22 protein-coding genes and 2 pseudogenes are annotated in these 24438 nt (G+C 72.6%); 15 read left to right on the top strand and 9 right to left on the bottom strand.

The annotated features are described in order from the left end of the window. Nucleotides 1-97: 97 nt before the first annotated feature. The 3 genes and pseudogenes from QMK24_RS15530 (at nucleotide 98) to QMK24_RS15520 (ending at nucleotide 2761) form a co-directional block, all read left to right on the top strand. Nucleotides 98-817: pseudogene (locus tag QMK24_RS15530) on the top strand (TetR/AcrR family transcriptional regulator). 58 nt (nucleotides 818-875) lie between these two features. Beyond that, nucleotides 876-2099 (top strand): sensor histidine kinase, encoded by a 1224-nt coding sequence (locus QMK24_RS15525; protein ID WP_283466479.1) that lies wholly within the window; start codon nucleotides 876-878, stop codon nucleotides 2097-2099. Continuing rightward, entirely contained in the window at nucleotides 2096-2761 is a 666-nt protein-coding gene (locus QMK24_RS15520; RefSeq protein ID WP_283466477.1) for a response regulator transcription factor, read from the top strand. Before QMK24_RS15525 ends, QMK24_RS15520 begins: the two co-directional genes overlap by 4 nt. Before the next feature lie 9 nt (nucleotides 2762-2770). Here the strand turns inward: QMK24_RS15520 and QMK24_RS15515 are convergent, their stop codons facing one another. After that, a complete protein-coding gene (locus tag QMK24_RS15515) occupies nucleotides 2771-3049 on the bottom strand; it encodes a DUF6332 family protein (protein WP_283466475.1) in 279 nt (92 codons plus the stop codon). Nucleotides 3050-3201: 152 nt separating this feature from the next. Beyond that, nucleotides 3202-4710 carry an MFS transporter gene (locus QMK24_RS15510; RefSeq protein WP_283466473.1) on the bottom strand — a complete coding sequence of 503 codons (1509 nt, stop codon included), beginning with the start codon at nucleotides 4708-4710 and terminating at the stop codon, nucleotides 3202-3204. 86 nt (nucleotides 4711-4796) lie between these two features. Here QMK24_RS15510 and QMK24_RS15505 point away from each other — a divergent pair, with 86 nt between their 5' ends. Next, nucleotides 4797-5195 carry a MarR family winged helix-turn-helix transcriptional regulator gene (locus QMK24_RS15505; RefSeq protein ID WP_283466471.1) on the top strand — a complete coding sequence of 133 codons (399 nt, stop codon included), beginning with the start codon at nucleotides 4797-4799 and terminating at the stop codon, nucleotides 5193-5195. Nucleotides 5196-5277: 82 nt separating this feature from the next. Here QMK24_RS15505 and QMK24_RS15500 read toward each other — a convergent pair whose 3' ends face one another. The 3 genes from QMK24_RS15500 to QMK24_RS15490 all read right to left on the bottom strand — a co-directional run bounded on the left by QMK24_RS15500 (nucleotide 5278) and on the right by QMK24_RS15490 (nucleotide 7752). Beyond that, a complete protein-coding gene (locus tag QMK24_RS15500; RefSeq protein ID WP_283466469.1) occupies nucleotides 5278-6021 on the bottom strand; it encodes a maleylpyruvate isomerase family mycothiol-dependent enzyme in 744 nt (247 codons plus the stop codon). Then, the gene (locus tag QMK24_RS15495; protein WP_283466468.1) at nucleotides 6008-6400 is read right to left on the bottom strand and encodes an SCO4225 family membrane protein; all 393 of its coding nucleotides are present in this window, start codon (nucleotides 6398-6400) and stop codon (nucleotides 6008-6010) included. Before QMK24_RS15495 ends, QMK24_RS15500 begins: the two co-directional genes overlap by 14 nt. 71 nt (nucleotides 6401-6471) lie before the next feature. Continuing rightward, nucleotides 6472-7752 carry an MFS transporter gene (locus QMK24_RS15490; protein WP_502962597.1) on the bottom strand — a complete coding sequence of 427 codons (1281 nt, stop codon included), beginning with the start codon at nucleotides 7750-7752 and terminating at the stop codon, nucleotides 6472-6474. Nucleotides 7753-7769: 17 nt separating this feature from the next. Here QMK24_RS15490 and QMK24_RS15485 point away from each other — a divergent pair, with 17 nt between their 5' ends. Together QMK24_RS15485 and QMK24_RS15480 are read left to right on the top strand one after the other, a co-directional pair. Beyond that, entirely contained in the window at nucleotides 7770-8993 is a 1224-nt protein-coding gene (locus QMK24_RS15485; protein WP_283466464.1) for an ROK family protein, read from the top strand. A gap of 391 nt (nucleotides 8994-9384) precedes the next feature. Next, nucleotides 9385-11061: a DUF2142 domain-containing protein gene (locus QMK24_RS15480; protein ID WP_283466463.1), complete on the top strand. Its 1677-nt coding sequence runs from the start codon at nucleotides 9385-9387 to the stop codon at nucleotides 11059-11061. A gap of 101 nt (nucleotides 11062-11162) precedes the next feature. On the opposite strand, the gene QMK24_RS15475 is transcribed toward QMK24_RS15480, so the two are convergent. Beyond that, nucleotides 11163-12014, bottom strand: coding sequence for a DUF2797 domain-containing protein (locus QMK24_RS15475; RefSeq protein ID WP_283466462.1), 852 nt, complete (start codon nucleotides 12012-12014; stop codon nucleotides 11163-11165). A 203-nt stretch (nucleotides 12015-12217) separates the two neighbouring features. On the opposite strand from QMK24_RS15475, the gene QMK24_RS15470 reads away from it, so the two are divergent. From QMK24_RS15470 to QMK24_RS15455, 4 genes and pseudogenes are all read left to right on the top strand, one after another. Then, a complete protein-coding gene (locus QMK24_RS15470; RefSeq protein WP_283466461.1) occupies nucleotides 12218-12598 on the top strand; it encodes a PPOX class F420-dependent oxidoreductase in 381 nt (126 codons plus the stop codon). 179 nt (nucleotides 12599-12777) lie between these two features. Then, nucleotides 12778-13095 carry an SHOCT domain-containing protein gene (locus QMK24_RS15465; protein ID WP_283466460.1) on the top strand — a complete coding sequence of 106 codons (318 nt, stop codon included), beginning with the start codon at nucleotides 12778-12780 and terminating at the stop codon, nucleotides 13093-13095. Next, nucleotides 13092-13894: pseudogene (locus tag QMK24_RS15460) on the top strand (ABC transporter ATP-binding protein). Before QMK24_RS15465 ends, QMK24_RS15460 begins: the two are co-directional and overlap by 4 nt. Beyond that, nucleotides 13891-16449, top strand: a complete 2559-nt coding sequence (locus QMK24_RS15455) for an ABC transporter permease (protein ID WP_283466458.1) — start codon at nucleotides 13891-13893, stop codon at nucleotides 16447-16449. The pseudogene QMK24_RS15460 and the gene QMK24_RS15455 overlap by 4 nt, the downstream one beginning before the upstream one ends. Before the next feature lie 105 nt (nucleotides 16450-16554). Here the strand turns inward: QMK24_RS15455 and QMK24_RS15450 are convergent, their stop codons facing one another. Further along, nucleotides 16555-17004: an ATP-binding protein gene (locus QMK24_RS15450; protein ID WP_283466536.1), complete on the bottom strand. Its 450-nt coding sequence runs from the start codon at nucleotides 17002-17004 to the stop codon at nucleotides 16555-16557. Nucleotides 17005-17319: 315 nt separating this feature from the next. On the opposite strand from QMK24_RS15450, the gene QMK24_RS15445 reads away from it, so the two are divergent. Continuing rightward, complete coding sequence (locus QMK24_RS15445) at nucleotides 17320-18513, top strand: PLP-dependent cysteine synthase family protein (protein ID WP_283466455.1); 1194 nt, start codon at nucleotides 17320-17322, stop codon at nucleotides 18511-18513. Between the two features lie 105 nt (nucleotides 18514-18618). Here QMK24_RS15445 and QMK24_RS15440 read toward each other — a convergent pair whose 3' ends face one another. Then, nucleotides 18619-19956, bottom strand: a complete 1338-nt coding sequence (locus QMK24_RS15440) for an aminotransferase-like domain-containing protein (protein WP_283466535.1) — start codon at nucleotides 19954-19956, stop codon at nucleotides 18619-18621. Nucleotides 19957-20099: 143 nt separating this feature from the next. Here QMK24_RS15440 and QMK24_RS15435 point away from each other — a divergent pair, with 143 nt between their 5' ends. The 4 genes from QMK24_RS15435 (at nucleotide 20100) to QMK24_RS15420 (ending at nucleotide 23178) form a co-directional block, all read left to right on the top strand. Next, on the top strand, nucleotides 20100-20915 hold the full coding sequence (locus QMK24_RS15435) for an alpha/beta fold hydrolase (protein WP_283466454.1): 816 nt from the start codon (nucleotides 20100-20102) through the stop codon (nucleotides 20913-20915). Between the two features lie 52 nt (nucleotides 20916-20967). Continuing rightward, on the top strand, nucleotides 20968-21726 hold the full coding sequence (locus QMK24_RS15430; RefSeq protein WP_283466452.1) for a molybdopterin-dependent oxidoreductase: 759 nt from the start codon (nucleotides 20968-20970) through the stop codon (nucleotides 21724-21726). Beyond that, a complete protein-coding gene (locus QMK24_RS15425; protein ID WP_283466451.1) occupies nucleotides 21710-22363 on the top strand; it encodes a cytochrome b/b6 domain-containing protein in 654 nt (217 codons plus the stop codon). The genes QMK24_RS15430 and QMK24_RS15425 overlap by 17 nt, the downstream gene beginning before the upstream one ends. A 290-nt stretch (nucleotides 22364-22653) precedes the next feature. Further along, nucleotides 22654-23178, top strand: a complete 525-nt coding sequence (locus tag QMK24_RS15420) for an MCP four helix bundle domain-containing protein (protein ID WP_283466450.1) — start codon at nucleotides 22654-22656, stop codon at nucleotides 23176-23178. A 15-nt stretch (nucleotides 23179-23193) separates the two neighbouring features. Here the strand turns inward: QMK24_RS15420 and QMK24_RS15415 are convergent, their stop codons facing one another. Continuing rightward, on the bottom strand, nucleotides 23194-24246 hold the full coding sequence (locus QMK24_RS15415; protein ID WP_283466449.1) for a LacI family DNA-binding transcriptional regulator: 1053 nt from the start codon (nucleotides 24244-24246) through the stop codon (nucleotides 23194-23196). Nucleotides 24247-24438 lie beyond the last annotated feature (192 nt).

Raw genomic sequence — 24438 nt, 5'->3', positions numbered from 1 at the left:
CTCTCGCTTGAGATCAGCCTGCCATCCACGGCGGAAAAAAACAAGAGCGCTGCTCTCGTTGTTGGCCGATGCTCCGGAAGATGGCAGACTGGACGCCATGAGTGTGATCCGTGGAGCCAGGGAACGGGCCCGAATCGAAGTAACCGCCGCCATAAAAGAGGAAGCCAGGCGGCAGCTGGCCGCCGAAGGCGCGGCCCGGCTCTCCCTGCGTGCCGTGGCGCGCGAACTGGGCATGGTCTCCTCCGCCCTCTACCGCTACTTCCCGAGCCGGGACGATCTGCTCACCGCGCTCATCGTCGACGCCTACGACGCGATAGGGGCCGAGGCCGAGGACGCGCTGGCCCGCACGGCCGGCGATCCCCCGCACGCGCGCTGGGTGACCGTCTGCCGCTCCGTGCGCGACTGGGCCCTCGCGCGCCCACATGAGTACGCCCTCATCTACGGTTCGCCGGTGCCCGGCTACGCCGCGCCGCAGGACACCGTGGGTCCCGCCCAGCGCGTCCCGTTCGCCCTGATCGCCGTGGTCAGGCAGGCGCATGCGGCCGGCCTCCTCGGCGAGCCGTAGGGCTCGGCGCTGGCGGCGCCCGTCCGGGCGGATGCCGCCCGGCTCGCGGCGGAGCTGGCCCCGGAGCTCCCGGTGCCGGTGATCGCCGCCCTGGTCAGCGGATGGGCCCAGCTCTTCGGGCTGGTCAGCTTTGAGATCTTCGGCCAGTTCAACCGCGTGGTGCACGCCCGCGGCGAGTTCTTCGACCAGGCCGCGGGCGCGCTCGCCCGCCAAGTCGGCCTGCAGCCGGCCGCCGTACTCCCCACGGAGTAGCCGTGATGACCACGGACAGCGGACGACGGTCACCCGGTCACCGGTCTAGCGTTGCGGCATGACGCACCAGGAGTCGCCCGCGGCATCCCGGGCCCATGCCATCGCCGCCCGCTTTCCCTGGATCTCCTCGCTGGCCGTGGCGTTCGTGCAAGTGGTCGGCTCCAACGGGGCGGCGCACAACCAGTCGGGCCGGGTGCACCTGGACGCGGCGGCCTATGTCCTGCTGCTGGCCGGCCCGGCACTGCTGCCGCTGCGCCACCGCGCGCCCGTGCTCGTCGCCGCCGGCACCGCGGCCATCGCCATGGGGTATCTCGCCCTCGGCTATCCGTACGGACCGGTCATCCTCAGCATGGTCGTGGCCTTCTTCGCCGCCATCGGAGCGGGCCGCCGCCGGGCCGTACTGACCATCGCGGGCGTGGTGTACGCCGTCGAGCTGCTGGTCGGCCAGTGGCTGTACCGCTGGCTGCCGCCGGAGGGCGACGGGCCGTCGCCCTGGATGGCCGCGTCCGGCATCGCCGCGTGGCTGCTGGCGATCCTGGCCGGCGCGGAGCTGTACCGGGCCCGCCGCGAGCGGATCGCGCGCGAGCGGCGCGATCACGAGGAGGCGGAGAGCCGGCGCGCCGACGAGGAACGGCTGCGGATCGCCCGGGAGCTCCACGATGTCCTCGCGCACAGCATCTCGGTGATCAATGTGCAGGCGGGTGTCGCGCTCGCGCTCATGGACGAGCGCCCCGAGCAGGCGCGTTCGGCCTTGATCACCATCAAGGCCGCGAGCAAGGAGGCGCTGGGCGAGGTCCGGCAGGTGCTGAGCACCCTGCGGGCGCCCGGTGACGCGCCGCGCTCGCCCGCCCCCGGTCTGGACCGGCTGTCCGAACTCGCCGAGCAGGCGGCCGGCGCCGGTCTGAAGGTGGACATCACCACCGAGGGAGCTCGCTTCCCGCTGTCGCCCGGCGCGGATCTCGCGGCCTTCCGCATCATCCAGGAGGCGCTCACCAACATCGTCCGGCACTCGGGCGCCCGCACCGCGCGCGTGCGGCTGGAATACGGGCCGGAGGGCGTCGAGCTGAGCGTGGACGACGACGGACCGTCGTCGCTGCGAGCCGAGGGCGCCGCCGAGACCGGTGGTGGCAACGGCCTTCTCGGGATGCGGGAGCGGGCCGCGGCGCTTGGCGGCTCGGTCGAGGCCGGACCGCGCCCCGGGGGAGGCTTCCGCGTGCTGGCCCGGCTGCCGCGCAGCACGGCCGGTACCGTGGCGGGCGCCACTGAGGGAGAAGGCCGATGATCCGCGTACTGCTTGCCGATGACCAGGTCCTGGTAAGGGCCGGATTCCGGGCGCTGCTCGACGCCCAGAGCGACATCGAGGTGGTCGGCGAGGCCGGTGACGGGGAGGCGGCGCTCCGCCTGGTGCGCGAACTCTCCCCGGACGCCGTGCTGATGGACATCCGTATGCCGCGCATGGACGGCCTCGAGGCCACCAGGCACATCACCGGGGATCCGGCGCTCGCCAAAGTCAAGGTGGTCATACTGACCACCTTCGAGCTGGACGAGTACGTCTTCGAGGCGATCCGCGCCGGGGCCTCCGGATTCCTGGTCAAGGACACGGAACCGGAGGAACTGCTGCGGGCCGTGCGGGCGGTGGTGGAGGGGGACGCGCTCCTGTCGCCCGGTGTGACCCGCCGGCTGATCGTGGAGTTCGCGGCCCGGTCGAAGGAACCGACGACCGTCGCGGGCCTGGAACACCTCACCGACCGCGAGCGTGAGGTGATGGCGCTGGTGGGCATCGGCCTGTCGAACGACGAGATCGCCCGCAGGCTCGTCGTCAGCCCGCTCACCGCCAAGACGCATGTCAGCCGCGCCATGATCAAACTGGCGGCCCGCGACCGGGCCCAACTCGTCGTCCTGGCCTATGAGTCCGGCCTGGTACGGCCCGGCTGGCTCGGCTGACCGGACCCGCTAGCGGGGATCCTCCCGGCCGGGCGCTCCCCGGCCGGTTCGCGTTCCGCGCTCGTGGTGGCGCAGCACGCCGATGACCCGGCCGCGGAAGGCCACCACTGCCACGACGGCGGCCGCGGTGAGCCAGCTGTCGCGGGCGGCTCCATGGGCCCGCCCCGCGAGCACCGGGCTCACCACGACGGCGAAGGCGAGTGCGGCGAGGAGCACCCCGGTCACCGCCGCGTACATCATCTCGACGGTGGCGGCGTCCCGTTCCGCCTGTGTGCGGGCCCGGCGCATCCGGCCGCTCCGCCCCTGGACGGCAGCAGTGCGGTCAGTCTGGCACGGGGCCCTGAACGACGGTCCGATTCCCGGGTGGTGCGGGTTCTGCGGCTGTACGCGTGCGGCTGTGCGGCTGTACGGGTCCGCGGGTGGGGTGCCGCGGGGTTCGGTCAGTCGCGTACCGCCACCGGCTGCGCCTCCTTGGCGGCCGGCTGGACGTCGGCCGAGGGCACCGACGAGGCGACGATGATCTCGGTGGCGGGACGGCGCTCGCGCAGCCCGGTCAGCGTGAGCAGCAGTCCCACCAGTCCGATGACGGTGACGACCACCAGGCCGGGCCGGTAGGTGTCCAGGACTGCCTGCGGTGTGCGGGGGCCGTCGGTGCCACTCGCGGTCACCACCGCGGTCACGATGGCCAGGAAGATCGCCCCGCCCACCTGGAAGGAGCTGTTCAGCAGGCCGGAGACCATGCCCTGCTCATGGTCGCCGACCCCGTTGGTGGCCTGGATGTTGAGCGACGAGTAGGCGAGGGTGAAGGCGGTGCCGAGCAGCAGCATCGACGGCAGGATGTCGAGGGCGTAGTTCGGCGACAGATCGACGCGGAGGAAGAGCGTGTAGCCGATGACGAGCGAGGCGAAGCCCGCCGTGATCACCCGCGGTGTGCCGAACCGGTCGACCACCGGCCCCATCCGGGGCGACGCGACGGCCACCAGCGCGCCGGCCGGCAGGAAGGCGAGTGCGGTGTGCAGCGCGGACCAGCCGAGCAGCGACTGCATGTACTGGGTGACGAGGAACTGGAACCCGATGTACGAACCCATGAAGGTTGCGCCGCCCAGATTGGCGCGGATCTGGTTGGGAGAGCGCAGGATGCCGAGCCGGATCAGCGGGTGCGCGGAGCGCCGTTCGATCGCGATGAAGCCGGCCAGCAGCGCGGCGACGGCGGCGAACGAGACCAGGGTGCGGGCGGATGCCCAGCCGGCCTGTCCGGCTTCGACCACGGTGAAGACCAGCAGCAGCATCGCGGCGGTGCCGGTGAGGGCGCCCGGCAGGTCGTAACCGCGGCCCGCGCCGTCCTCGCGGGGGCTCTTGGGGATGAGCTTGAGACCGATGACGAGGGCGATCAGGGCGACCGGGGCGGGCAGCAGCATCGTCCAGCGCCAGCCCACCTCGGTGAGCAGTCCGGAGAGCACGAGGCCCATCGAGAAGCCCGTCGCGCCGCAGGAGGCGTAGATCGTGAGCGCCCGGTTCCGGACCGGGCCCTCGGCGAACGAGGTGGTGATGATCGACAGTCCGGCGGGCGCGGTGAAGGCGGCGCTCAGGCCCTTGATGAACCGGGTGGCGATGAGCAGCTCGCCCGAGTCGACGATGCCGGCGAGCAGCGAGGCGGCGGCGAAGACGCCGAGTGCGATCAGGAAGACGCGGCGGCGTCCCAGCAGGTCGGCGGCGCGGCCGCCGAGCAGCAGCAGACCGCCGTAGCCGAGGATGTAGCCGCTGACGACCCACTGCAGGGAGGCGGTCGTCAGGTCGAGGTCGTGGGCGATCGACGGCAGGGCGACACCGACCATCGATACGTCGAGCGCGTCGAGGAACAGCGCCGCGCAGAGCACCAGCAGGGTGCCCCACTGCCGGGCGTTCCAACTCGTTTCGGTACTGGGGACGGTGGAGGACGGAGAGGTCATACGCAGCAGAATACATGCGCATGCATTCAATGTAAGAGCATTTAATGCCCGTGCATGAAGGTCGGTTTCTCTGCTACCGTGCAGATATGACCGGCGACAAAGGTGAGCGGACGCTCGTGGACGAATGGCGGGGGATCCTCGCCGTACACGCGCGAACGGCGTGCGAACTCGACCGTGAACTGCATCAGCACGGTCTCGGGGCCAGCGACTTCGAAGTCCTCGACGTGCTCACCGGCGAGGATCCGCAGGACGGCGGCTGCACCTTCCGTGTCCAGGAGCTGGCCGACCGCGTGCATCTGAGCCAGAGCGCGCTGTCCCGGCTGGTGGCCCGGCTCGAGAAGGACGGCCTGGTCCTCCGCGGGATCTGCGACGAGGACCGGCGCGGCGTACGGGTCGGGATCACCGACCTCGGCCGCGCCCGGTACGAGGCGGCCAGGCCCGGCCAGCGCGCCGTACTGGAGCGCATGCTCGGCGGCGGCGCGTAACCGCCGTCCCTTCCCGCGCCGGACCCGGCACCTCGCCCCGTCCCATCTCGTCAAACCTCGCCTCGCCTGCTAAAATCTCGCCTCACACGATGGGGGAGGCGCGCTTCCACAGCTCCACCAGCTCCGCGTCCCCGGACACCTCGAGCCGGTCGTACGGCCCGCGGTTCCACAGCGCGAGGTACAGGTCGGCGGCGGATCCGCGCACGGTGCAGTCGGCGTCGCCGCGCGCGGCGCGTTCCACCCGGGGGGCCTCTCGCGAGATGTGGACCTGCCAGTCGGCCGTCCCGTCGGGCGCGTCCAGCGCCTGGACGCGCAGGGTGCGCGGCAGTTCACTGCGCACCCTGCTGCGGGAACGGGTGTGGAAGCCGGCCAGCAGTTCGTCCACACCGTCGGTCGCGAAAGCGGCGGTCACGGGGGAGGGTGCCCTGCCGAGCGCGGTCTCGGCGTCCACCCGGTGGACCGCCGTCTCGTGCGCCTGGCGCCGCGCCCAGAACTCCAGTGATGAGGGGGCGGAGAAGAAGTGCCAGCACCGCAGGTCCGCCGGGGCGGCGGTGAGCGCGTCCACAAGGCGGGCGTGCGACTCGCGGTACCAGTCGAGCAGCGAGCCGTCGTCCGGCACTTTGCCCTCTATCGGCGCGGGCTCCATACGGCCTTCGACGATGAATCCGGTCGCCCATCGGTGGACGGTGCCGGTGTGCTGTACAAGGTCTCGCACCTGCCAGTCGGGACAGGGGGGCACCGGTGCGTCCAGGCCGGCCTGTTCGGCGGCGGTGGCCAGCAGTGTTCCGTCGTGACGCAGGTTCTCAATGAACTCATCCGTCTCCATGGCGGGATTGTGACATCCCGTCGCGGCGCTCGGTACGTCCTCGCAGAACGCGTGCGCACACTCCGAGCAGCAAGGCGTTGACCGGCGCCGACACCAGTGCCGCCGCGAGGGCGATCGCGTACCCGGCCCAGCCGAACTCGACGTCGGAGCCGCTGGTCCCCGCGACCGCCGCGAGGAGCGACGCGAACAGCGGCGACCAGGGGAGGGTGAGCAGCATCAGCCACACCCGGGAGAACGAGGCGTCCTGGTGGGAGAAGAAGGCCGTGTCGGCCAGCAGGAGGACGAGGGCCGCCGCCACCAGGAGAAGGTAGACGCGCGAGACCCGCTCGCGCAGGACGGCGCGGACGGCGGCCGGGATCCAGGGCGGCAGGCGGTGCATGGTGGCTCCTCGCGGGTGGGCGGCTCGGGACCATGATGGCCCCGGGCGGCGGGTATCCGGAGGTCTGTGCGTCACAAGTTCGTACGGGTGCCCATGTTCCGTACCGCATACGCGATGGCGGAGGCCGCGGCCGCCAGGAGCGCGACCGTGGTCAGTGCGGCCGGCAGTCCGAAGGAGTCGGCCAGGAAGCCGATGGAAGGCGGGCCGAGCAGCATGCCGCCGTAGCCGAGGGTGGAGGCCGCCGCGACCCCGCTGGGCCCGGCGAGTTCGCCCGCGCGGGCGATGGCGACCGGGAACAGGTTGGCCAGCCCGAGGCCGGTCACGGCGAATCCGGCGACCGCCAGCCACACAGACGGGGCGAGCGCGCCGAGCAGCATGCCCGTGCAAGCGGTCAGTCCGCCCAGTACCAGGGCCCGGGTCTGGCCGAGGCGCTCCAGCAGCGCCGTGCCGGACAGCCGCCCGAGTGTCATCGCGAATGCGACCGCCGCATATCCGGCCGCCGCGATCCCCTGGCCTCCGCCGAGGTCCTGCTGGATGTGCAGCGGTCCCCACTCCGCGAGCGCCCCTTCGCCGTAGGCGGTGCACAGCGCGATCAGACCGAAGACGGCCACCAGCGGGGCGGTCCGGCGCACGGGCGGTACAGGCGGTTCGGCGGACCGTCCGGCGGGCCGGTCCGCGCGCACGTCATGGTCCGCAGGGACGAGAACCTCCGCAGGGACGAAGGCGTCCGCCGGCGGGGTGACCCGGTGTGCGAGGAGTGTCCGGCCGGCGACGGCCGGGACCAGCAGGCCGACCGGCGTGAGCAGCAGGAGGTGGGTGGTGGGCGACAGATGGGGGGCAAGCAGGCCGCCGAGGCCCGCGCCGAGCAGCCCGCCGAGGCTGTACGCGGCATGGAAGCCGGACATGACGGGACGGCGCAGCGCCGCGACCAGATCGACGGCGACGCTGTTGATCGCTACGTTCATCCCGCCGTACGCCGTTCCGAACACCAGCAGCACCAGGCCGAGGGCGAGAGCCGAATGGGTGAGCGGCGGAAGCGCGATACTCAGCGACATCAGTACACCGGTCACGACCGTGATCCGGCGGCTGCCGAAGCGCCGGCACAGCCCTCCGGTCAGCACCATCGTGGCGACGGCGCCTGCCGAGACGCCGAGCAGGGCGAGCCCCAGCTCGCTTGCGGAGGCGCCCACTTGCGCCTTGATGGCCGGAATGCGGACCACCCAGCCCGCGAAGATGAAGCCGTCGAGGGCGAAGAAGGTGGTGAGGGCGACACGAAGCGGGGTGAGTGAGGGGTCGGGCGGGTCGCGGCGGGACGCCGTCAGGGCCATCCCTATTTTGTTTAGCGTCGGCACAAAGTCAGAATAGGGGGGTGACCCAGATTCGGACAAGGCTCGAGCGGGGCCGAGGCGCACTCGGCCCGGCCCTCGCACTCGTGCACACCGGCCGCGCGCCGACCCGCGCCCTGCTCACCTCGGAACTCGGTGTGACCCGCGCCACGGCGGGCGCGGTCGCCGCCGAGCTCGAGGCGCTGGGCCTCATCCGGGTGGACACCCGGCCCAATGGCGCCTCGGGGGCCCAGGGCAGGCCCTCGCACGGGCTCACCGTCGACCCCGGGGGCCCGGTGGTCCTCGCCGCCCAGGTGCACTCCGACGGATTCCGCGCGGCGCTCGTCGGGCTCGGCGGACGGATCGTCGCCACCGTTCCCGGCTGTATGACCGTGCCGGCCGATCCTGCGCACGTCCTGGGCGCGGTCGTCGAGGCCGGGGCGGAGCTGCTGCGCGCCTCGGGACGAGTCTGCCTGGGCGCGGGGCTCGCCGTACCGTCCGCCGTCGCGGAACCCGAGGGCACGGCACTGAACCCGCTGCACGTCGCCTGGCCCGCCGGCTCCCCCGTACGCGAGGTCTTCGCCGAGCAGATCGCCCGGGCCGGCATCACTCGCCCCGGCGGTGCGCCGATGGCCTCCTTCCTGGGCAATGACGTCAACGTCGCCGCCCTCGCCGAACACCGGCACGGCGCAGGACGCGGCGCCGACCAGCTGCTGGTCGTCGCCACCGGCCACCGCGGCGTCGGCGGAGCGCTCGTGCTGGGCGGACGGCTGCACACCGGGAGCTCCGGACTGGCCCTCGAAGTGGGCCACTTGACGGTCAACCCCGACGGCCGCCCCTGCCACTGCGGCAGCCGCGGCTGCCTGGACGTCGAGGTCGATCCGCTCGCCTTCCTCGAAGCCGCGGGACGCCCGCCGGGACCGGAGGTCTCCCTTCTGGAACAGGCCCGCGACCTGCTCCGCGATGAGTACGCCGACCCCGGCGTCCGCGCCGCCGCCCACACCCTCATCGACCGCCTCGGCCTCGGGCTCGCCGGCCTCGTCAACGTCCTCAACCCCGACCGCATCCTCCTCGGCGGACTGCACCGCCACCTCCTGGACGCCGATCCGGAGCGGCTGCGCGCGGTCGTCGCCGACCGCAGCCTGTGGGGGCGCAGCGGCAGCGTGCCGCTGCTGGGCTGCGCCCTCGACCACAACAGCCTGGTCGGCGCCGCCGAACTGGCCTGGCAGCCGGTGCTCGACGACCCCCTGACGGCACTCGGCGGCTGACGGACGGGCGGCCCCAGCGGGTGGTGTGAAGCGGGCGGTGGCCCTCCGGGACGCGCCGCCCGCCGATGCTCCGCGACCCGCGAAACGGTGACCTGACGCTGAACAGTGCGGGGCGGGCGGCGGAATTTCCGCCGCCCGCCTACCGCCTCCCCGGGCCTCCCAGCCACCGGCCGCACCCGTGTGCGAACTCGCCGCAACCCCCGTGTGAGCAGGCGATATCCCGGAATGCGCGAGCACCGCCCGGGGGTGGTTCCCGGGCGCGGCGAGGGGGTGATTCCGTGGAACCAGAACGTCAGGTCGCGCGTATATGGTGCGCCTCAATTGATGGCGCGACCGTCGGCGGGACGGGGTTCCGTGCGGGCGTCGGGGTCGGAAGAAGTGGAGCCCAACGGTGGCCGGTTGGCTGCGGAAGCGGGTGTCGGCGTGGGCCGGTGCCCGTACGGTCTGGACGCTGGCCTTCGCCACGTTCCTCACGCTCATGAGCGCGTGGGCCCTGGCCACACCCATCACCGCGCCCCCCGACGAAGCCGCCCACATGGTCAAGGCCGCCGCCGTCGTACGGGGTGGGCTCGGCGGTGAGCAGCGGATCACGGAGACCCACCACGTCGGGGTCAATGTCTCGGTCGGCTACACCGCGGTCCGGGTGCCCGCCGGATACCGTGACCTGGACGTCACCAACGGCGCCTACCGGTGTTTCCGCAATGACGACAAGCTCTCCGTCGCCTGCCGCGGCACCGTCGCCACGTCCGGCGACACCGCGATGGTCCTCACCAGCGCGGGCACGTACGGCCCGGGGTACTACCTGCTGGTCGGCTGGCCGAGCCTGTGGCTCACCGGCGAGGCCGGCCTGTACGCGATGCGCCTGATGAGCGCGCTGCTGTGTGCCGCGCTGCTGGCGAGCGCCGTCGTGGCGGTTCACGAGGGAGCGACCGGGGGGTACAGCGGCCGGATCGCGCTGACCGGCGTGCTGACCGCCGCCACCCCGACGACCGTCTACTTCGGCGCCGTGGTCAATCCGAACGGCCCGGAAATCGCGGCGGCGGTGCTGGCCTGGGCCGTCGTCGTACGGCTGGCGACCGACCGGGACGGCCTGCCGCACCTGCGCAGACGGCTGGTGCGGCTCGGCGCCGCCTGCGTCCTGCTCGCCTCCATGCGGGCGCTGGGTCCGCTGTGGATCGCGCTGATCCTGGCCGCGGGACTGCTCCTGGCGCGCCCGGGACGGCTGCGGCGACTGGCCCGGCTGCGCCCGGTGTGGCTGTGCCTGGCGGTGACGGGCGCCGCGGGACTGGCCGCCGTGGTCTGGACCCTGACCGCCGACACCCTCGCGCTCCCCGACGAGACCCTGTCGCGGTACGCACCGCTGGCGTCCGCCCTCAAGGCGGTCTTCGACCTCCTCCCGTCCTATCTCCACCAGATGATCGCGATATTCGGATCGCTGAACGTCGACGCCCCCGAACTCACCTATGTGCTGTGGTGGGTGATGACCGGCTGCCTCGTCGTGCTGTCCCTGGCGGTGGGAAGAAGGCGCGAGATCCTCGTCCTGGCGGCGCTGATGGCGGGCAGCGCCTTCGGCCCGATGGCGCTCATGGCACCGCAGGCCGCGCACCTGGGACTCATCTGGCAGGGCCGCTATCTGCTGGCCGTCGCCGTCGGCGTCCCGGTACTGGCGGCGGTGGTACTCGGCGACCGCTGGAACGCTCTACCGGAACGGCTGCGGACGCGGGTGCCCCGGCTGTTGACCGGCTGCTGGGCGCTGGCGCAGGCCGGCGCGTTCTGCTGGGCCGCGCTGCGGTACGCGTTCGGCAGGTCCCGCCAGTTCTCCGGAGGCGCGCTGGAATGGGGGCCGCCCGTCGTGGGCTGGCCGACCGCCCTCTGCCTGCTGCTCCTTTCCTGCTTCTTCCTGCTCCTCCTGGCGGTCAAGTCCGGTGAAGGGGAAGGGGCGGCAGGGGATTCGCCGGCCGGCACCGTACTGCGGGCCGATGCGCGGGAGGAGACCAGCGGGACGGAGAGCAATGGGACGGAGAGCATGCGGCCTGAGGCCAGGGAGCCCGAGCCCAGCCACGGGTGATCGGGGTCCCTGTCGGGCCCGGGTGATCCCGGACGGGCCGCGGGATCCGGGGAGTTCAGAAGTGCGGCTCGGAAACGTCCCCGGACAGGGATCCGGGGAGTTCAGAACAGTGGCTCGGGAACGTCCCCGGGCCGGAGCACGGGAGCGGTGGGAGCCGCGGCCTGCGATCCGGGGGCGGGACCGGTCAGCGGCCAGCCGGAGACGAGGCGGGCGTCGAGCAGGAGCCGGCCGCCCGGCCCATCCAGGTACAGATCGCTCCCGGCTACCGCCCGCACGGTGCCGGTGACCGACGTTCCCGGCGCCAGGGCGGTGATCCGGGCCACCGGTCGGGGCGGATCCGGCTCCAGACCGAAGAGTTCGGCATGATCGACCAGGGCGTACGGCAGCCGTTCCAAGGTGTCCGGCACCTCGGTCACGGCCTCGTACAGGGCGCGGAGTTCGGCCGCCCGCTCCCCGGCGGACGGCAGCGCCCAGCGCGCCGCCCGCTTGGCGCCCGCCGACACGCGGTCGGGAATCCCCAGCGCGGCCCCGAGGGAGGCCTCGGTGCGCCGGGCGGCCATCAGCGGCCCGCGCCCGAGAAAGCTGAAGCAGACCGCCGCCTGCTCCACGAGCCGGGTCGCGCCCCGTTCCACCGCGGTGATGCCGACCTTGGTCAGACCCGGCCCGAAGTACGCCAAGTACACCGAGTACGGCCGGGGATCGTCGGCCATGGTGTCGGCGGCGACGGAGGAGAGCTGGTCCAGCGCGGCGCAGTCGTCGCACTGGTCCCGGCGGGCCGTGGCGCTCAGCTCCGTGGCGCGCGGGCACACGATGTGACGGCCGGCACGCCGTACGCCCGCACAGCGCCGTACCGCACCGGCGCCCACCGCCAGGGCCAGCGACCGGCCGATCCGGACCGGGCTGCTCCGGTCGCCGTACCGGGGATGCGACCACTCCCAGGAGGGCTCCCACACGGTGGGACCGCCCCTCCAGCGCAGTCCGGTGCACCGCCATGTCTCCACAGTTCCCCATGTTATTGCGGTGACCGCATCGGTTCGCCGGGCCCGCCCGGCAGCCGGTTCGTCCGGTGGCGGAGGCCGGCGTGGCCTGAGAGACACGCAACCCGGTGAGCCCTGCCGGTCACGGCACCGGGCGGCGCCGAGTACTCTCCGCTTTCATGGTGCCCGACGAGATCGCCCGCAGCCCGTACGTCAGTCTGACCACCTATCGCCGCAGCGGCGACGCGGTGTCCACCCCCGTGTGGGCGGTCAGGGACGGGGACGACCTGCTCGTGTGGACGAAGGACGACACCGGCAAGGTCAAGCGGATCCGTAACAGCGGCCGGGTGACCGTCACCGTGTGCGACGCGCGCGGCCGGGTCGCCGACGGGGCCGCGACCGCAGGGGGAACGGCGCGGTTGCTGGACGCGTCGGGACTCGACCGGGTCCGCAAGGCCATGACGGGCAAGTACGGCCTGCGCTTCCGGTTCCTGGACGTGGGCGGCGCGCTCGTGCGGCTCGGCAAGCGGCCGCAGGTGGGTATCGCGATCACCTTCTGACCGCAGCGCCTTCTGGCCGCGGGACCGCGGCGCCGGACGTATCCGCGGCAGGCTCCCGTACTCCCCACGTGGTACGCGGAGTGCCGCTGGCCGTACGACGACCTGGCGGCGCTTTCGGACCAGGCTCGGTGATGTCGGGATGCATCTCGCATCGCGGCATCACCGAGGAGACGATTCGGATGAACGTCATCGCATGGCACGACGGCGGGCCCGGCCCGTGGATCCTGTTCTTCCCGCTCATCTGGGCGGTCATCGTGGTCGGCGTCGTGCTGCTGCTGCGCCGCACCGTATGGCGCGGCCGTGGCTGCGGCCGCGGACCATGGCAGTGGCGCGCCGCGAACGGCGAGCATTCGCCGGTGGCGATGCTCGGCCGCCGGTATGCCTCGGGCGAGATCGACGAGGCCGAGTACCGCAGCAGGCTCGCCGTCCTGAACGAACAGTTCGGACCGCACGGGCAGGACGAGAAGAAGTCCGGCACCAAGGGCGGTGCCCGATGACCACCCTGACCCCTGTCAGCACCTCCGCCGCCCGCGTCGTGGACGCCTACAAGGTCTACGGCGCGGGGGACGCGGAGGTCCGCGCGCTCGACGGCGTCACCGTCGAGTTCCCGGCGGCGCGCTTCACCGCGATCATGGGCCCGTCCGGCTCCGGCAAGTCCACCCTGATGCACTGCGCCGCGGGCCTGGACACGCTCAGTTCGGGCTCCGCCTTCATCGGCGCCACGGACCTGGGCGCGCTCGGCGACCGCGACCTGACGCTGCTGCGCCGGGAGCGGATCGGGTTCGTCTTCCAGTCCTTCAACCTGGTGGGGACGCTGACCGTCGCCGAGAACATCACCCTGCCCCTCGACCTGGCGGGCACCCGCCCTGACACCGAGTGGGTGGACGCGCTCATCGACGTCGTCGGCCTCGGCGACCGGCTGCTGCACCGCCCGAGCGAACTGTCCGGCGGCCAGCAGCAGCGGGTCGCGGTGGCCCGCGCGCTGGCGGGCCGGCCGGATGTGGTCTTCGCCGACGAGCCGACCGGCAACCTCGATTCGCGGTCCGGCGCCGAGGTACTGAACCTGCTGGGGCGCGCGGTCCACGAGATGGGCCGCACCGTGGTCATGGTCACCCACGACCCGGTGGCCGCCGCCCACGCCGACGAGGTCGTCTTCCTCGCCGACGGTCGGCTGGAGGACCGGATGACCGGCCCCACCGCGGAGAGCTCGACCGGATGAAGGCGTTCGACGGCCTCGCCGCCGCAGGAGCGCGTTCCGCGGCGGGCTCCGGCGCGGGCAGGGGGGCGACGTCATGAGCGATGCGCGCACATCGCTGCGACTCAGCCTCGCCTCGCTGCGGGCCCACAAGCGGCGCTTCGCCGGCACCTTCCTCGCGGTCTTCCTCGGGGTGTCCTTCCTGGCCGGCACGATGGTCATGGGCGACACCCTCAAGGCCAGCTTCGACACCCTGTTCACCGACGCCAACCGCGGTACGGACGCGGTCGTCCGCAGCGCCGACGTCATCACCGTGCCGGGCGGCGGGCAGGGTACCCGCCAGCCCGTCGACACTTCCCTCGTCCAGCGGATCGAGGCGGTTCCCGGCGTGGCCGCGGCCGCCCCGAACGTCCAGGGGGTCGGCCAGCTCGTCGGCGGTGACGGCAAGCCGGTCGGCGGGAAGGGTCCGCCCACGATCGCGGGCAACTGGATCGACGACGCGAAGCTCAACCCGTACACGCTCACCGAGGGCCGCGCTCCGAAGGCGTCCGGCGAGGCTGTCATCAACAGGGGCGCGGCCAAGGCCGGGAGCCTGCACATCGGTGACACGGCGGTGCTGCGCACTCCCGATCCGGTCAAGGTGACGATCGTCGGCGTGGCCGCCTTCGGCGGCGAGGACGGTATGGGCCAGACGACGTTCACCGGTCTCACCCGCGCCGACGCGGAGCGGTATCTCACCCCGAAGCCGGGTCAGGCGTCGTCCATCCAGGTGCGCGCGGGACCTGGCGTCAGCCAGCGGGAACTCACCCAGCGGCTCGCTCCCGTCCTGCCGAGGAGCGTCGAGGCCATCACCGGACAGCAGGCCACCGACGAGAACATCACTATGGTCTCCGGCACCTTCCTGAAGATCTTCACCTCGCTGCTGATGGTCTTCGCGGGCATCGCCCTGCTGGTGGCGACCTTCAGCATCCACAACACCTTCGCGATCGTGGTCGCCCAACGGACCCGGGAGAACGCGCTGCTGCGGGCGCTCGGCGCGTCGCGCCGCCAGGTGCTCGGCTCGACGCTCGTCGAGTCCGCGGTGGTCGCGGCTGTCGCCTCGCTCGCCGGACTCCTCGGCGGTATCGGCGTCGCGGCCGGACTCCAGGCGCTGTTCCCGGTGGTCGGCTTCCCGTTCCCCAACGGACCCCTGGTGATCGGGGCGACCGCGCTGGTACTGCCCTTCGCCGTCGGCCTGGTGGTGTGCGTGGGCTCCGCGCTGCTGCCCGCCGTACGGGCAGGGCGCACGGCGCCGCTGGCCGCGCTGCGGGAGACGGCGGTGGACACGTCGGGCGCCTCGCGCAATCGGGCCGCACTGGGCCTGGCCGGGGCGGTGGCGGGCATCGCCCTGACCGTGACGGGCGCGGCCGGCGCGCCGAACGTCTGGCTGACGAGCGGCGGCGCGGTCCTCACCCTGGCCGCGTTCGTCGTCCTCGGCCCGGTCGCGTCCTCGTACGCCGTACGCCTGCTCGGCGCGCCGCTGGCCCGGCTGCGCGGGGTGACCGGGGGACTGGCCCGGCGCAACGCGCTGCGCAGCCCGAAGCGGACGGCCGCCACCGCGACCGCGCTGATGATCGGCGTGGCGGTCGTGTCCCTGTTCACGGTCTTCGGTGCCTCGCTCAAGGCGACCATGGACCAGACGGTGTCCCGGTCCTTCGCGGGCGATGTCGCGATCAGCATCCCCAAGTTCGGCGGCAGCGGGCTCAGCCCGAGGCTGGCCCCCGCCGTCGCGGGGCTGCCCGAGGTGCGGACGGCGGTGGGGCTCGGGAAGGGCGTCGCGAAGGTCGACGGCGGCGGACGCCAGCTGACCGTCACCGACCCGGCGGCGCTCTCCTCCGTTCTCGACCTCGGCACCGTCGACGGCTCGCTCACCGGCCTCGGCGCCCACGGCATCGCTGTGGCCAGGGGCGAGGCGGACAAGCACGGATGGAAGGTCGGCAGCACGGCGGCGCTGGTCTTCGCCGACGGGAAGCGGCTGCCGTTCACCGTGGCGGCGGTGTACGAGCGGGCGGATCTGGCGGGCGACTACGTGATCACCCGTGAGGCGTGGGCCCCGCACCGGGTGCAGGACGCCGACACCCTCATCGCGATCGCGTTCAAGGACGGTGTGCCGGCCGGTGATGGCAAGGCGGCTGTCAGCAAGGTGGCGGCGGCGTACGGCAATCCGGAGGTGCAGACCCGCGCCGAGTACGCCAAGTCCTCCGCGTCGGCGATCGACATGATGCTGACCCTGGTCTACGCGCTGCTGGCGCTCGCCGTGGTCATCGCGCTGCTGGGGATCGCCAACACCCTCACCCTGGCGGTGCACGAGCGCACCCGGGAGCTGGGACTGCTGCGCGCGGTCGGCCAGACCCGGTCGCAGCTGCGGGCGATGGTGCGCTGGGAGTCGGTGCTGGTCGCCGCCTTCGGTACGGTCGGCGGCCTCGGCCTGGGCGCGTTCCTCGGCTGGGCGCTGGTGAAGGCCACCGACAGCGCGGGAACCAGCGCGTTCGCGGTGCCGCCGGTGCAACTCGGGGTGGTCCTGCTGGTCGGGCTGATCGCGGGGGTCCTCGCGGGATGGCGGCCGGCCCGCCGGGCGGCCCGGCTGGACGTGCTGCGCGCCATCGCCACCGAGTGAGCCCGGAAGGCCCGGACCGCTGATTCCGGACCGGACATGACCCGGCCGCCGCGTCCCGCACGGGGGGACACGGCGGCCGGGGTTGTGGGGACCGGGCTGCGGGGGTCAGGCGACGGCGACGGCGGGGGCCCGTCTCGCCGGGCGTCTTCGCGGTGCCGGTGCCGGGGCCTCGACGTGCAGGCTGAACCAGACGATCTTGCCGCCACCCGGTACCGGGTCGGCTCCCCAACTGTCGCTGAGCGCCGCCACCATGGCGAGCCCGCGCCCGCAGGTGGCCATCGGCTCGGAGGGCCGGACCTGGGGCAGATGGGGATCGCTGTCCAGCACGGAGACGGTCAGCCGGCCCGAGACGAGGGTCAGTTCCACCGCGCAGTGCTTGTCGGCCCCGGCATGCCGGTGAACGTTCGCCAGCAATTCGGTGATGCCCAGCAGGGCGGTATCGAGGAGCGGGTCGAGATGCCAGTAGCGCAGCTGCGCTGAAACGATTCTGCGGACCTGCTGGATGCGGGACGGCAGTGCGTCGAGTTCCAGGGTGCACTGTCTGTCGGCTTGCATGATCACGGCTGCGACTCCCTCCGCGGCGAGGGCCGGCCGCCGTTCGGAAGCCGGGTCCTGCACCGCTCGGAATGGGAACACCTGAGCGAAAATGCGTAGAGTGACTGCTGCAGTACTCCGTGATGTGACTTCAGGGTCACCCCGCGTGGCGGGATCCGCAACCCGCATGGCGGGGCGCACTGTCCGTCGCGCCGCCCGATCCGCTGTCCGTCGCCCTGAACTCCGGCTCCAGCGGCCCGACTGCGGCCAGTCTGCTCCGCCCGGGGATCGCACACCAGGGGGCATTTGAGCGCGTTCATCTGCTATCGGCCGCTTATGATCGGAAACGGCTCCGGCGTGCCGCCGGAGGTCCGGCATGAGCGGGAGGCTGGCGCGGTGGGCACGATCGAGCAGGCGGAGAACAGCGGCTGTACCCGCACGGTGGACGTGGACCGTACCGACCACGCCTACCGGGACTGGCTCAAGGAAGCGGTACGCAAGGTCCAGGCGGACTCCAACCGCTCGGCCGACACCCATCTGCTGCGCTTCCCGCTGCCCCTGGAATGGGGCATCGATCTGTATCTCAAGGACGAGTCCACGCATCCGACGGGTTCGCTCAAGCACCGGCTGGCCCGGTCGCTGTTCCTGTACGGGCTCTGCAATGGCTGGATCCGGCCGGGCAAACCGGTGATCGAGGCGTCCAGTGGCTCGACGGCGGTCTCCGAGGCGTACTTCGCGACGCTCATCGGCGTCCCGTTCATCGCGGTGATCCCGCGGACCACCAGTCATGAGAAGCAGCGGCTGATCGAATTCCACGGCGGGCAGTGCCACTTGGTGGACGATCCGCGCACCGTGTACGAGGTCTCCGCGCGGCTCGCCGCCGAGACCGGCGGGCATTACATGGACCAGTTCACCTACGCCGAACGAGCCACCGACTGGCGCGGTAACAACAACATCGCCGAGTCGATGTTCGAGCAGCTGTGCCTGGAGCGGTATCCCGAGCCGGCCTGGATCGTCGCCACCGCGGGGACCGGCGGCACCTCCGCCACCATCGCCCGCTATGTGCACTACACCCAGCGCGACACCCGGCTGTGCGTCGCCGACCCGGAGAACTCCTGCTTCTTCGACGGCTGGGTGACCGGCGACCCGGGCGTGACCAGCGACGTGGCCTCGCGCATCGAGGGCATCGGCCGGCCGCGGATGGAGCCGAGCTTCGTGCCGGGCGCCATCGACCGGATGATGAAGGTGCCGGACGCCGCCTCGGTGGCGGCGGTGCGGGCGCTGGACGGGGCGATCGGCCGCAAGGCCGGCGGCTCGACGGGCACCGGCCTGTGGAGCGCCTTCAAGATCATCGCGGAGATGGTCGAGGCCGGGGAGACCGGCAGCGTCGTCACCCTGATCTGCGACCCCGGCGACCGCTACCTCGACAAGTACTACTCCGACGACTGGCTCGCCCAACAGCGCCTGGACATCGGCCCGTACGCGGCCGCCATCAAGGGCTTTCTGGCCACCGGCAGCTGGCCGCACTGAACGCACTGGGTGTCGCAGGTGTGCCGAGTGCGCCGAGTGTGCCGAGTGCGCCGAGTGCGCCGAGTGCGCCGAGCGCCTCGGGCGCTTCGGGCGTGGCGATGAGGGTCAGTCCACCATGGCGTCGTCCGGAGAGCCGGCGGCGATCTCCGCGAGGGTGCCGAGCGCCGAGGACAGCGTGCCGGGCGGCGGCGAGGCGAGTCCGATGCGTACCGCGTTGGGCGCGCGGTGCGGACCCACGGCGAATGCCGCGGCCGGGGTGACCGAGATGCCCCGCCGGGCCGCGGCGGCGACGAACGTGTCGGCGCGCCAGGGCTCCGGCAGCTCCCACCAGGCGAAGTAGCAGGACGGGTCGGTGCGCACCGAGAACCCGGCGAGCCGTCGGCCCGCGATCTCCTGGCGCAGCGTCACATCCTCGCGCTTGGCCCGGCCGATGGCAGCCACGGTCCCGTCCGTGATCCAGCAGGTCGCCGCGTCGAGGGCGAAACCGGCCGACGTCCAGGCGCCGGAGCGCAGCGCGGCCGCGACGCGGTCGCTGAGCCCCGGGGGCGTCACGGCGAAGCCGGCGGTGAGGCCCGGCGCGAGACGCTTGGACAGGCTGTCCACCACGATGGTGTGCTCCGGAGCCCAGGCGGCCAGCGGGGCCGGCCCGTCGCTCAGGAAGGCCCAGATGGCGTCCTCGACCGCGTGCACCCCGGTGCTGTGCAGCGCGGCGGCGAGTTCGGCGCGGCGGCGCTCCGGCATCGTCGTCGTCAGCGGATTGTGCAGCGTCGGCTGGAGGTAGACGGCGGCCAGCGGGGCACTGCGATGAGCGGCCAGCAGGGCGTCGGGCAGCAGCCCGTCCTCGTCCTGGGCGAGCGGGACGAGGGTGACGCCGAGCCGGGTGGCGATGGCCTTCACCACCGGATAGGTGAGCGCTTCGACGCCGAGCCGGCCGCCGGTGGGCACCAGCGCGGCGACGGCGGCGGCGATCGCCTGCCGGCCGTTGCCGGCGAAGAGCACCCGCGCCGGATCCGGTGCCCAGCCGGCCCGCGTGAGCAGTGCGGCCGCCGCCTCGCGCGCCGCGGGAGTTCCCGCGACGCCTGCCGGCCGCAGGGAGCCCTCCAGCACATCGGGCCGCAGCAGCCGGCCGAGGCCTTCGCCCAGCAGGGCGGTCTGCCCCGCCACCACCGGGTAGTTCAGCTCCAGGTCGACCCGCGCGACGGCCGGCTCGGCGAGCGCGGGCCCCGGCCGTTCCGGGGCGGCGCGCACGAAGGTGCCCCGGCCGACCTCACCCACCACCAGGCCGCGCCGGGCCAGCTCGCGGTAGACCCGGTTCGCCGTCGAGTTCGCGATGCCGCGGTGGCGGGCGAAGGCGCGCTGGGTGGCGAGCCGGTCGCCCGGCCGCAGCCGCCCGGCCTCGATGTCCGCCGCGACCGCGTCGGCGACCGCCCGGTAGTCCTCCACCACTCGGTGGACCTCCCTCGTACTTCTCGCCCATCCAGATATTGCACCGAGTGCAATATAAAGATTGCACTCGCCATTGTCCAGCCATAACATCGCGGAGAGAACCCGGCACGGGGACCGGGTGTGAGGGACAAATCAAGGGGATGGCACTGGTGGGGACCGCGAAAGTCAACGGAATCGCAATCGGGTACGACGATGCGGGCGACGGCGATCCGCTCGTCCTCATCCACGGCCACCCCTTCGACCGCTCGATGTGGGCACCCCAGGTCAGTGCATTCGCCGTGCAGGGATGGCGTGTCGTCTCCCCCGATCTTCGTGGCTACGGCGAGACCACCGTCGTCCCCGGCACGACCCCGCTGGAGACCTTCGCCCGCGACATCGCCGCCCTGCTCGACCACCTCGGTCTCGACCGGGTCGTCATCGGGGGCCTGTCGATGGGCGGCCAGATCGTCATGGAGTTCTGCCGGCTCTTCCCCGACCGGGTCCGCGGCCTGCTGCTCGCCGACACCTTCCCGGCGGCCGAGACCCAGGACGGCAAGCGCGTACGGCGCGACATGGCCGACCGGCTGGTGCGCGAGGGGCTGAAGGGGTACACCGACGAGGCGCTGTCCAAGATGGTCGCGCCGTACAACCTCGAGGCGCTGCCCGCCGTCGCCGATCATGTGCGGGGCATGATGTACGGCGCGCCGCGCGAGGGCGCGGCCGCGGCCCTGCGGGGGCGCGCCGAACGTCCCGACTATGTGGAGCTGCTCGGCCGGATCACCGTGCCCGCGCTCGTCGTGGTCGGCCGGGACGACGAGTACACCCCGGTCGCCGACGCGGAAGCCATGCACCGGCGGATCGCGGGATCCGAGCTGGTCGTCATCGAGGGCGCCGCCCACCTGCCGAACCTCGAACGGCCGGCAGAATTCAACGCGGCCGTCACCCGCTTTCTGTCCAGAGTTATGACGAAAGCCTGACGTCCGGGCTCCGTCCCTGGCCAGGCGCCGCCGGGCGTGCTCGAATCGTCTCATGCAAGAGCCCCGTGATGACGACCCCCTCAGGGACCCGAGGAAGGACAGCGAGCCGCGCGGTGCGCCGGTGGGACGGCGTGTCGTGCTGGGAATGCTGGGGCTGGGCGCCGCGGGGGTCGCCCTGGGCGGTTCCGTGCAGGACCGCCTCGACTCGGTGCTCGCCGAGGCGAGCGCCAAGGACCCCACCGGACTGACCGGGCTGCTGCCCGGCGGCGGGGGTTTCCGCTACTACTCGGTCACCTCCTCCGTGCCCAAGCGCAATGCCGATGACTACCGGCTGACGGTCGGCGGGCTCGTCGACCGTCCCGCGACGTACACGCTCGCCGATCTGCAGGCCATGCCGCAGCAGCGGCTGGTGCACGACGTGCAGTGCGTCACGGGCTGGCGGGTGCCCAAGACCGCCTTCGCCGGAGTGCGGCTTTCCGCGCTCCTCGCCGCCTCGGGGGTGCGGCCGGAGGCGACCGCCATCCGGTTCGACTGCTTCGACGGCGCCTACACCGAGAGCCTCACGCTGCAGCAGGCCCGCCGCGATGACGTCATGGTGGCGCTGCGGATGCAGGACAAGCCCGTCACCCACGCCCACGGCGGCCCGGTGCGGCTCTACGCGGCGCCGATGTACTTCTACAAGTCCGCGAAGTGGCTGTCGGGGATCACCCTCACCAAGAACGTCGAGCCCGGCTACTGGGAGAAACTCGGCTACGACGTCGACGCCTGGGTCGGAAAGTCGAACGGACGGTCCGATGACCCGACTTCCTGACGGGGCGGCCGCCCGCACGGCCCCGCGGCCCCCGGCGCGGCGGCTGCGCCGCTTCAGCCGCGCCGAACGCTGGGTGCACCGCTGCACCGCCTGGCTGATGGGCATCTGCGTCTTCACCGCCGCCTGCCTGTATCTGCCGCCGCTGGCCGAACTCGTCGGCAGACGGCGGCTGATGGTGACCGTCCACGAATGGTCGGGCCTGGTGCTCCTGGCGCCCCTGCTGGCGGGCATGTTCTTCCGCGCGCTCCGTGCCGACCTGCGCCTGCTCAACCGCTTCGCACCGTACGACTGGAAGTGGCTGCGCACCGTGGTGCGCAAGCGCAGCAAGGAGGGAGTGCCCGCGGGCAAGTTCAACGCGGGGCAGAAGCTGTACGCGGCGTTCACCGCCGGAGCGGTGCTGGTGATGACCGGCACGGGGCTGATGATGTGGTTCACCCATCTCGCCCCGGTGCTCTGGCGGACCGGCGCCACCTTCGTCCATGACTGGCTGGCGCTGCTGCTCGCCGCCGCCATCACCGGGCACGTCTGGATGGCCGCCAAGGACCCCGAGGCGCGGCTGGGCATGCGGACGGGGAGCGTGGCCCCGTGGTGGGCGCGGCGCGAACACTCGCTGTGGAAGCCGGACGACAAGGACTGACGGCGGCGACGCATTTCGCCGGCTGCTCGCCCTGATCACCGCGCAGCAGCGCCGTGCCGAGGTCAGCGGCCTGGTGCGACAGCTCGGCGCCGACCCCGGCCAGGGCGACCGGGTGCGGTCCCTGCTCGACGCGCTCGGCCGTTATGACGACGCCAGCGCCCGCTCGTCCCACGTGGACGAGAGCCAGCCCGGCCGTGCGGCGGGAAACCCGCTGCTCGCCGCCACGGGCGCCGCCGTCGCCATCACCCTGTCCGGCTCCCTGGCTTTCGCCTCGGCAGCGGCCGACATCAGTGCCGCGGGACAGGAGGGCCTGCGTCCCTGGTCCCGGCTGGCCGAGGCCCGCGAGGTCGCAGCGGACTCCGCCGCCACGCAGACGCTGGTTCGTCCACGACGCGGACTCCGCCACCATCCAGCGTGACCGTTTCGACGCCCTCACCCACCGCCTGGACGAACTCCTCGCCCCCGCCTCGTACGCGACGCCCGCCGAACGCCCCGCCTACCAGGACGTCCTCACCCGCTACGGCCACTTCCGCGCCGACGACGGCCATCTGCGCGCCCTGCGCGCCGCCGGGCGGGTCGACGAGGCCGTCGTCGTCCTCACCGAAGTCGGCCGCGACCAGGTCGCCTTCGACTTCTGGGACTTCGCCACCACGCTCGACGCGCTGGCGGCCCACCAGCGGGGCGACTTCGTCCTGCACACCGACAGCGCCTGCTCGGCACTCGCCGGCTGGCCCGCCGTCCCCGCGTCCGCCCTGGCATCCGCGGCGGCCCTCGTCCTGCTGGGCGTCCGCCCGCGACTGGCCGAATACCGCTGACGAAGGCGCCGCCGATTACCCGGCCGGCGGACCGGTGCTGGCGCGGGCCACGAGGCGGGGCAGGTCGTCCTGGATCTCGCGGGCGGGGTTGCCGTCGAGCAGGCTGAGGAGCTGCTCGGCGGCGTGCCGGCCGAAGCTGCTGGTGTCGCGGACCAGGGCGGTGAGGGCGGGATGGGCGCTGCGGCACAGGACGGAGTCGTCCCAGGCGACGAGGGAGAGGTCGCCGGGGACGGCGAGGCCGCGTTCGTTGGCGACAGCCAGGCCGGCCATGGCGAGGACGTCGTTGTCGTAGACGATCGCGGTGGGCGGCCGGGGGCGGGCGAGGGCGCGGCGGGTGGCTTCGGCGCCCTCGGTGTCGGAGTAGTCGGTGCTGATGGAGTGGACGTCGGGCAGCCCGCGGCGGTCGGCCTCGGCGCGCAGTGAGCGCACCCGGCGCTGGGTGTGGGCGAGATGGGGGAGACCGGCGATGTGCAGGATCCGGCGGTGGCCCAGACCGTGGAGGTGGTCGACGATGGAGGCCATGGCGCCCGCGTCGTCGGCCCACACGGTGGAGATGCCGGGGTGGCCGGGCGCGCCCGGCGCGAGGGCGCCGATGATGACGGCGGGCAGGCCGAGTTCGTCGAGCAGTTCCGGGCGGGGGTCGTCGAGACGGGGGTCGACGACGAGCAGGCCGTCGACCCGGCGTTCGGCCCACCAGCGGCGGTAGACCGCGCACTCCTCGTCCAGATCCCCGACGACCTGGAAGAGCAGCCCGAGATGACGCTGCGCCAGCACCTCCTGTATGCCCGAGACGAGTTGCAGGAAGAACGATTCGACGCCGAGCGTGTGCGCGGGCCGGGCGAGCACCAGGCCGACGGTGGCGGCTCCTTCGCCGGACAGCGCGCGGGCCGCGGTGCTGGGGCGCCAGCCGAGCTGCTCCGCGACGCGGCGGACCCGGTCGCGGGTGGCGGGGGAGACACCGGGGCGGTCGTTGAGCGCGAAGGACACGGCGCTCTCGGAGACGCCCGCGCGCTGCGCGATGTCCTTCATCGTCGGTCGGCGGGCCGGAGTGCGGCGCACGGGATCCATGGCTGGATTATGTCCTACTCCACGGCGCGCTGCGCCTCCAGCTACTAATGCGCTTGAGTCAATCAACACTAAAGCGCATTAGTTTTTCTGTCGAAACCGATCTGACCTGCAGGTATATGAGGACTCTTGAATTCATTGCGCGAGAACCGTTGACGATGCGGCGGACGCGGGTGCAGCCTTACCCAGCCCCCC

The organism is Streptomyces sp. PH10-H1 (genome assembly GCF_030063355.1).
Taxonomy (GTDB): domain Bacteria; phylum Actinomycetota; class Actinomycetes; order Streptomycetales; family Streptomycetaceae; genus Actinacidiphila.
The sequence above is the reverse complement of the archived record's forward strand: the minus strand, read 5'-3'. Positions and strand labels throughout refer to the sequence as shown.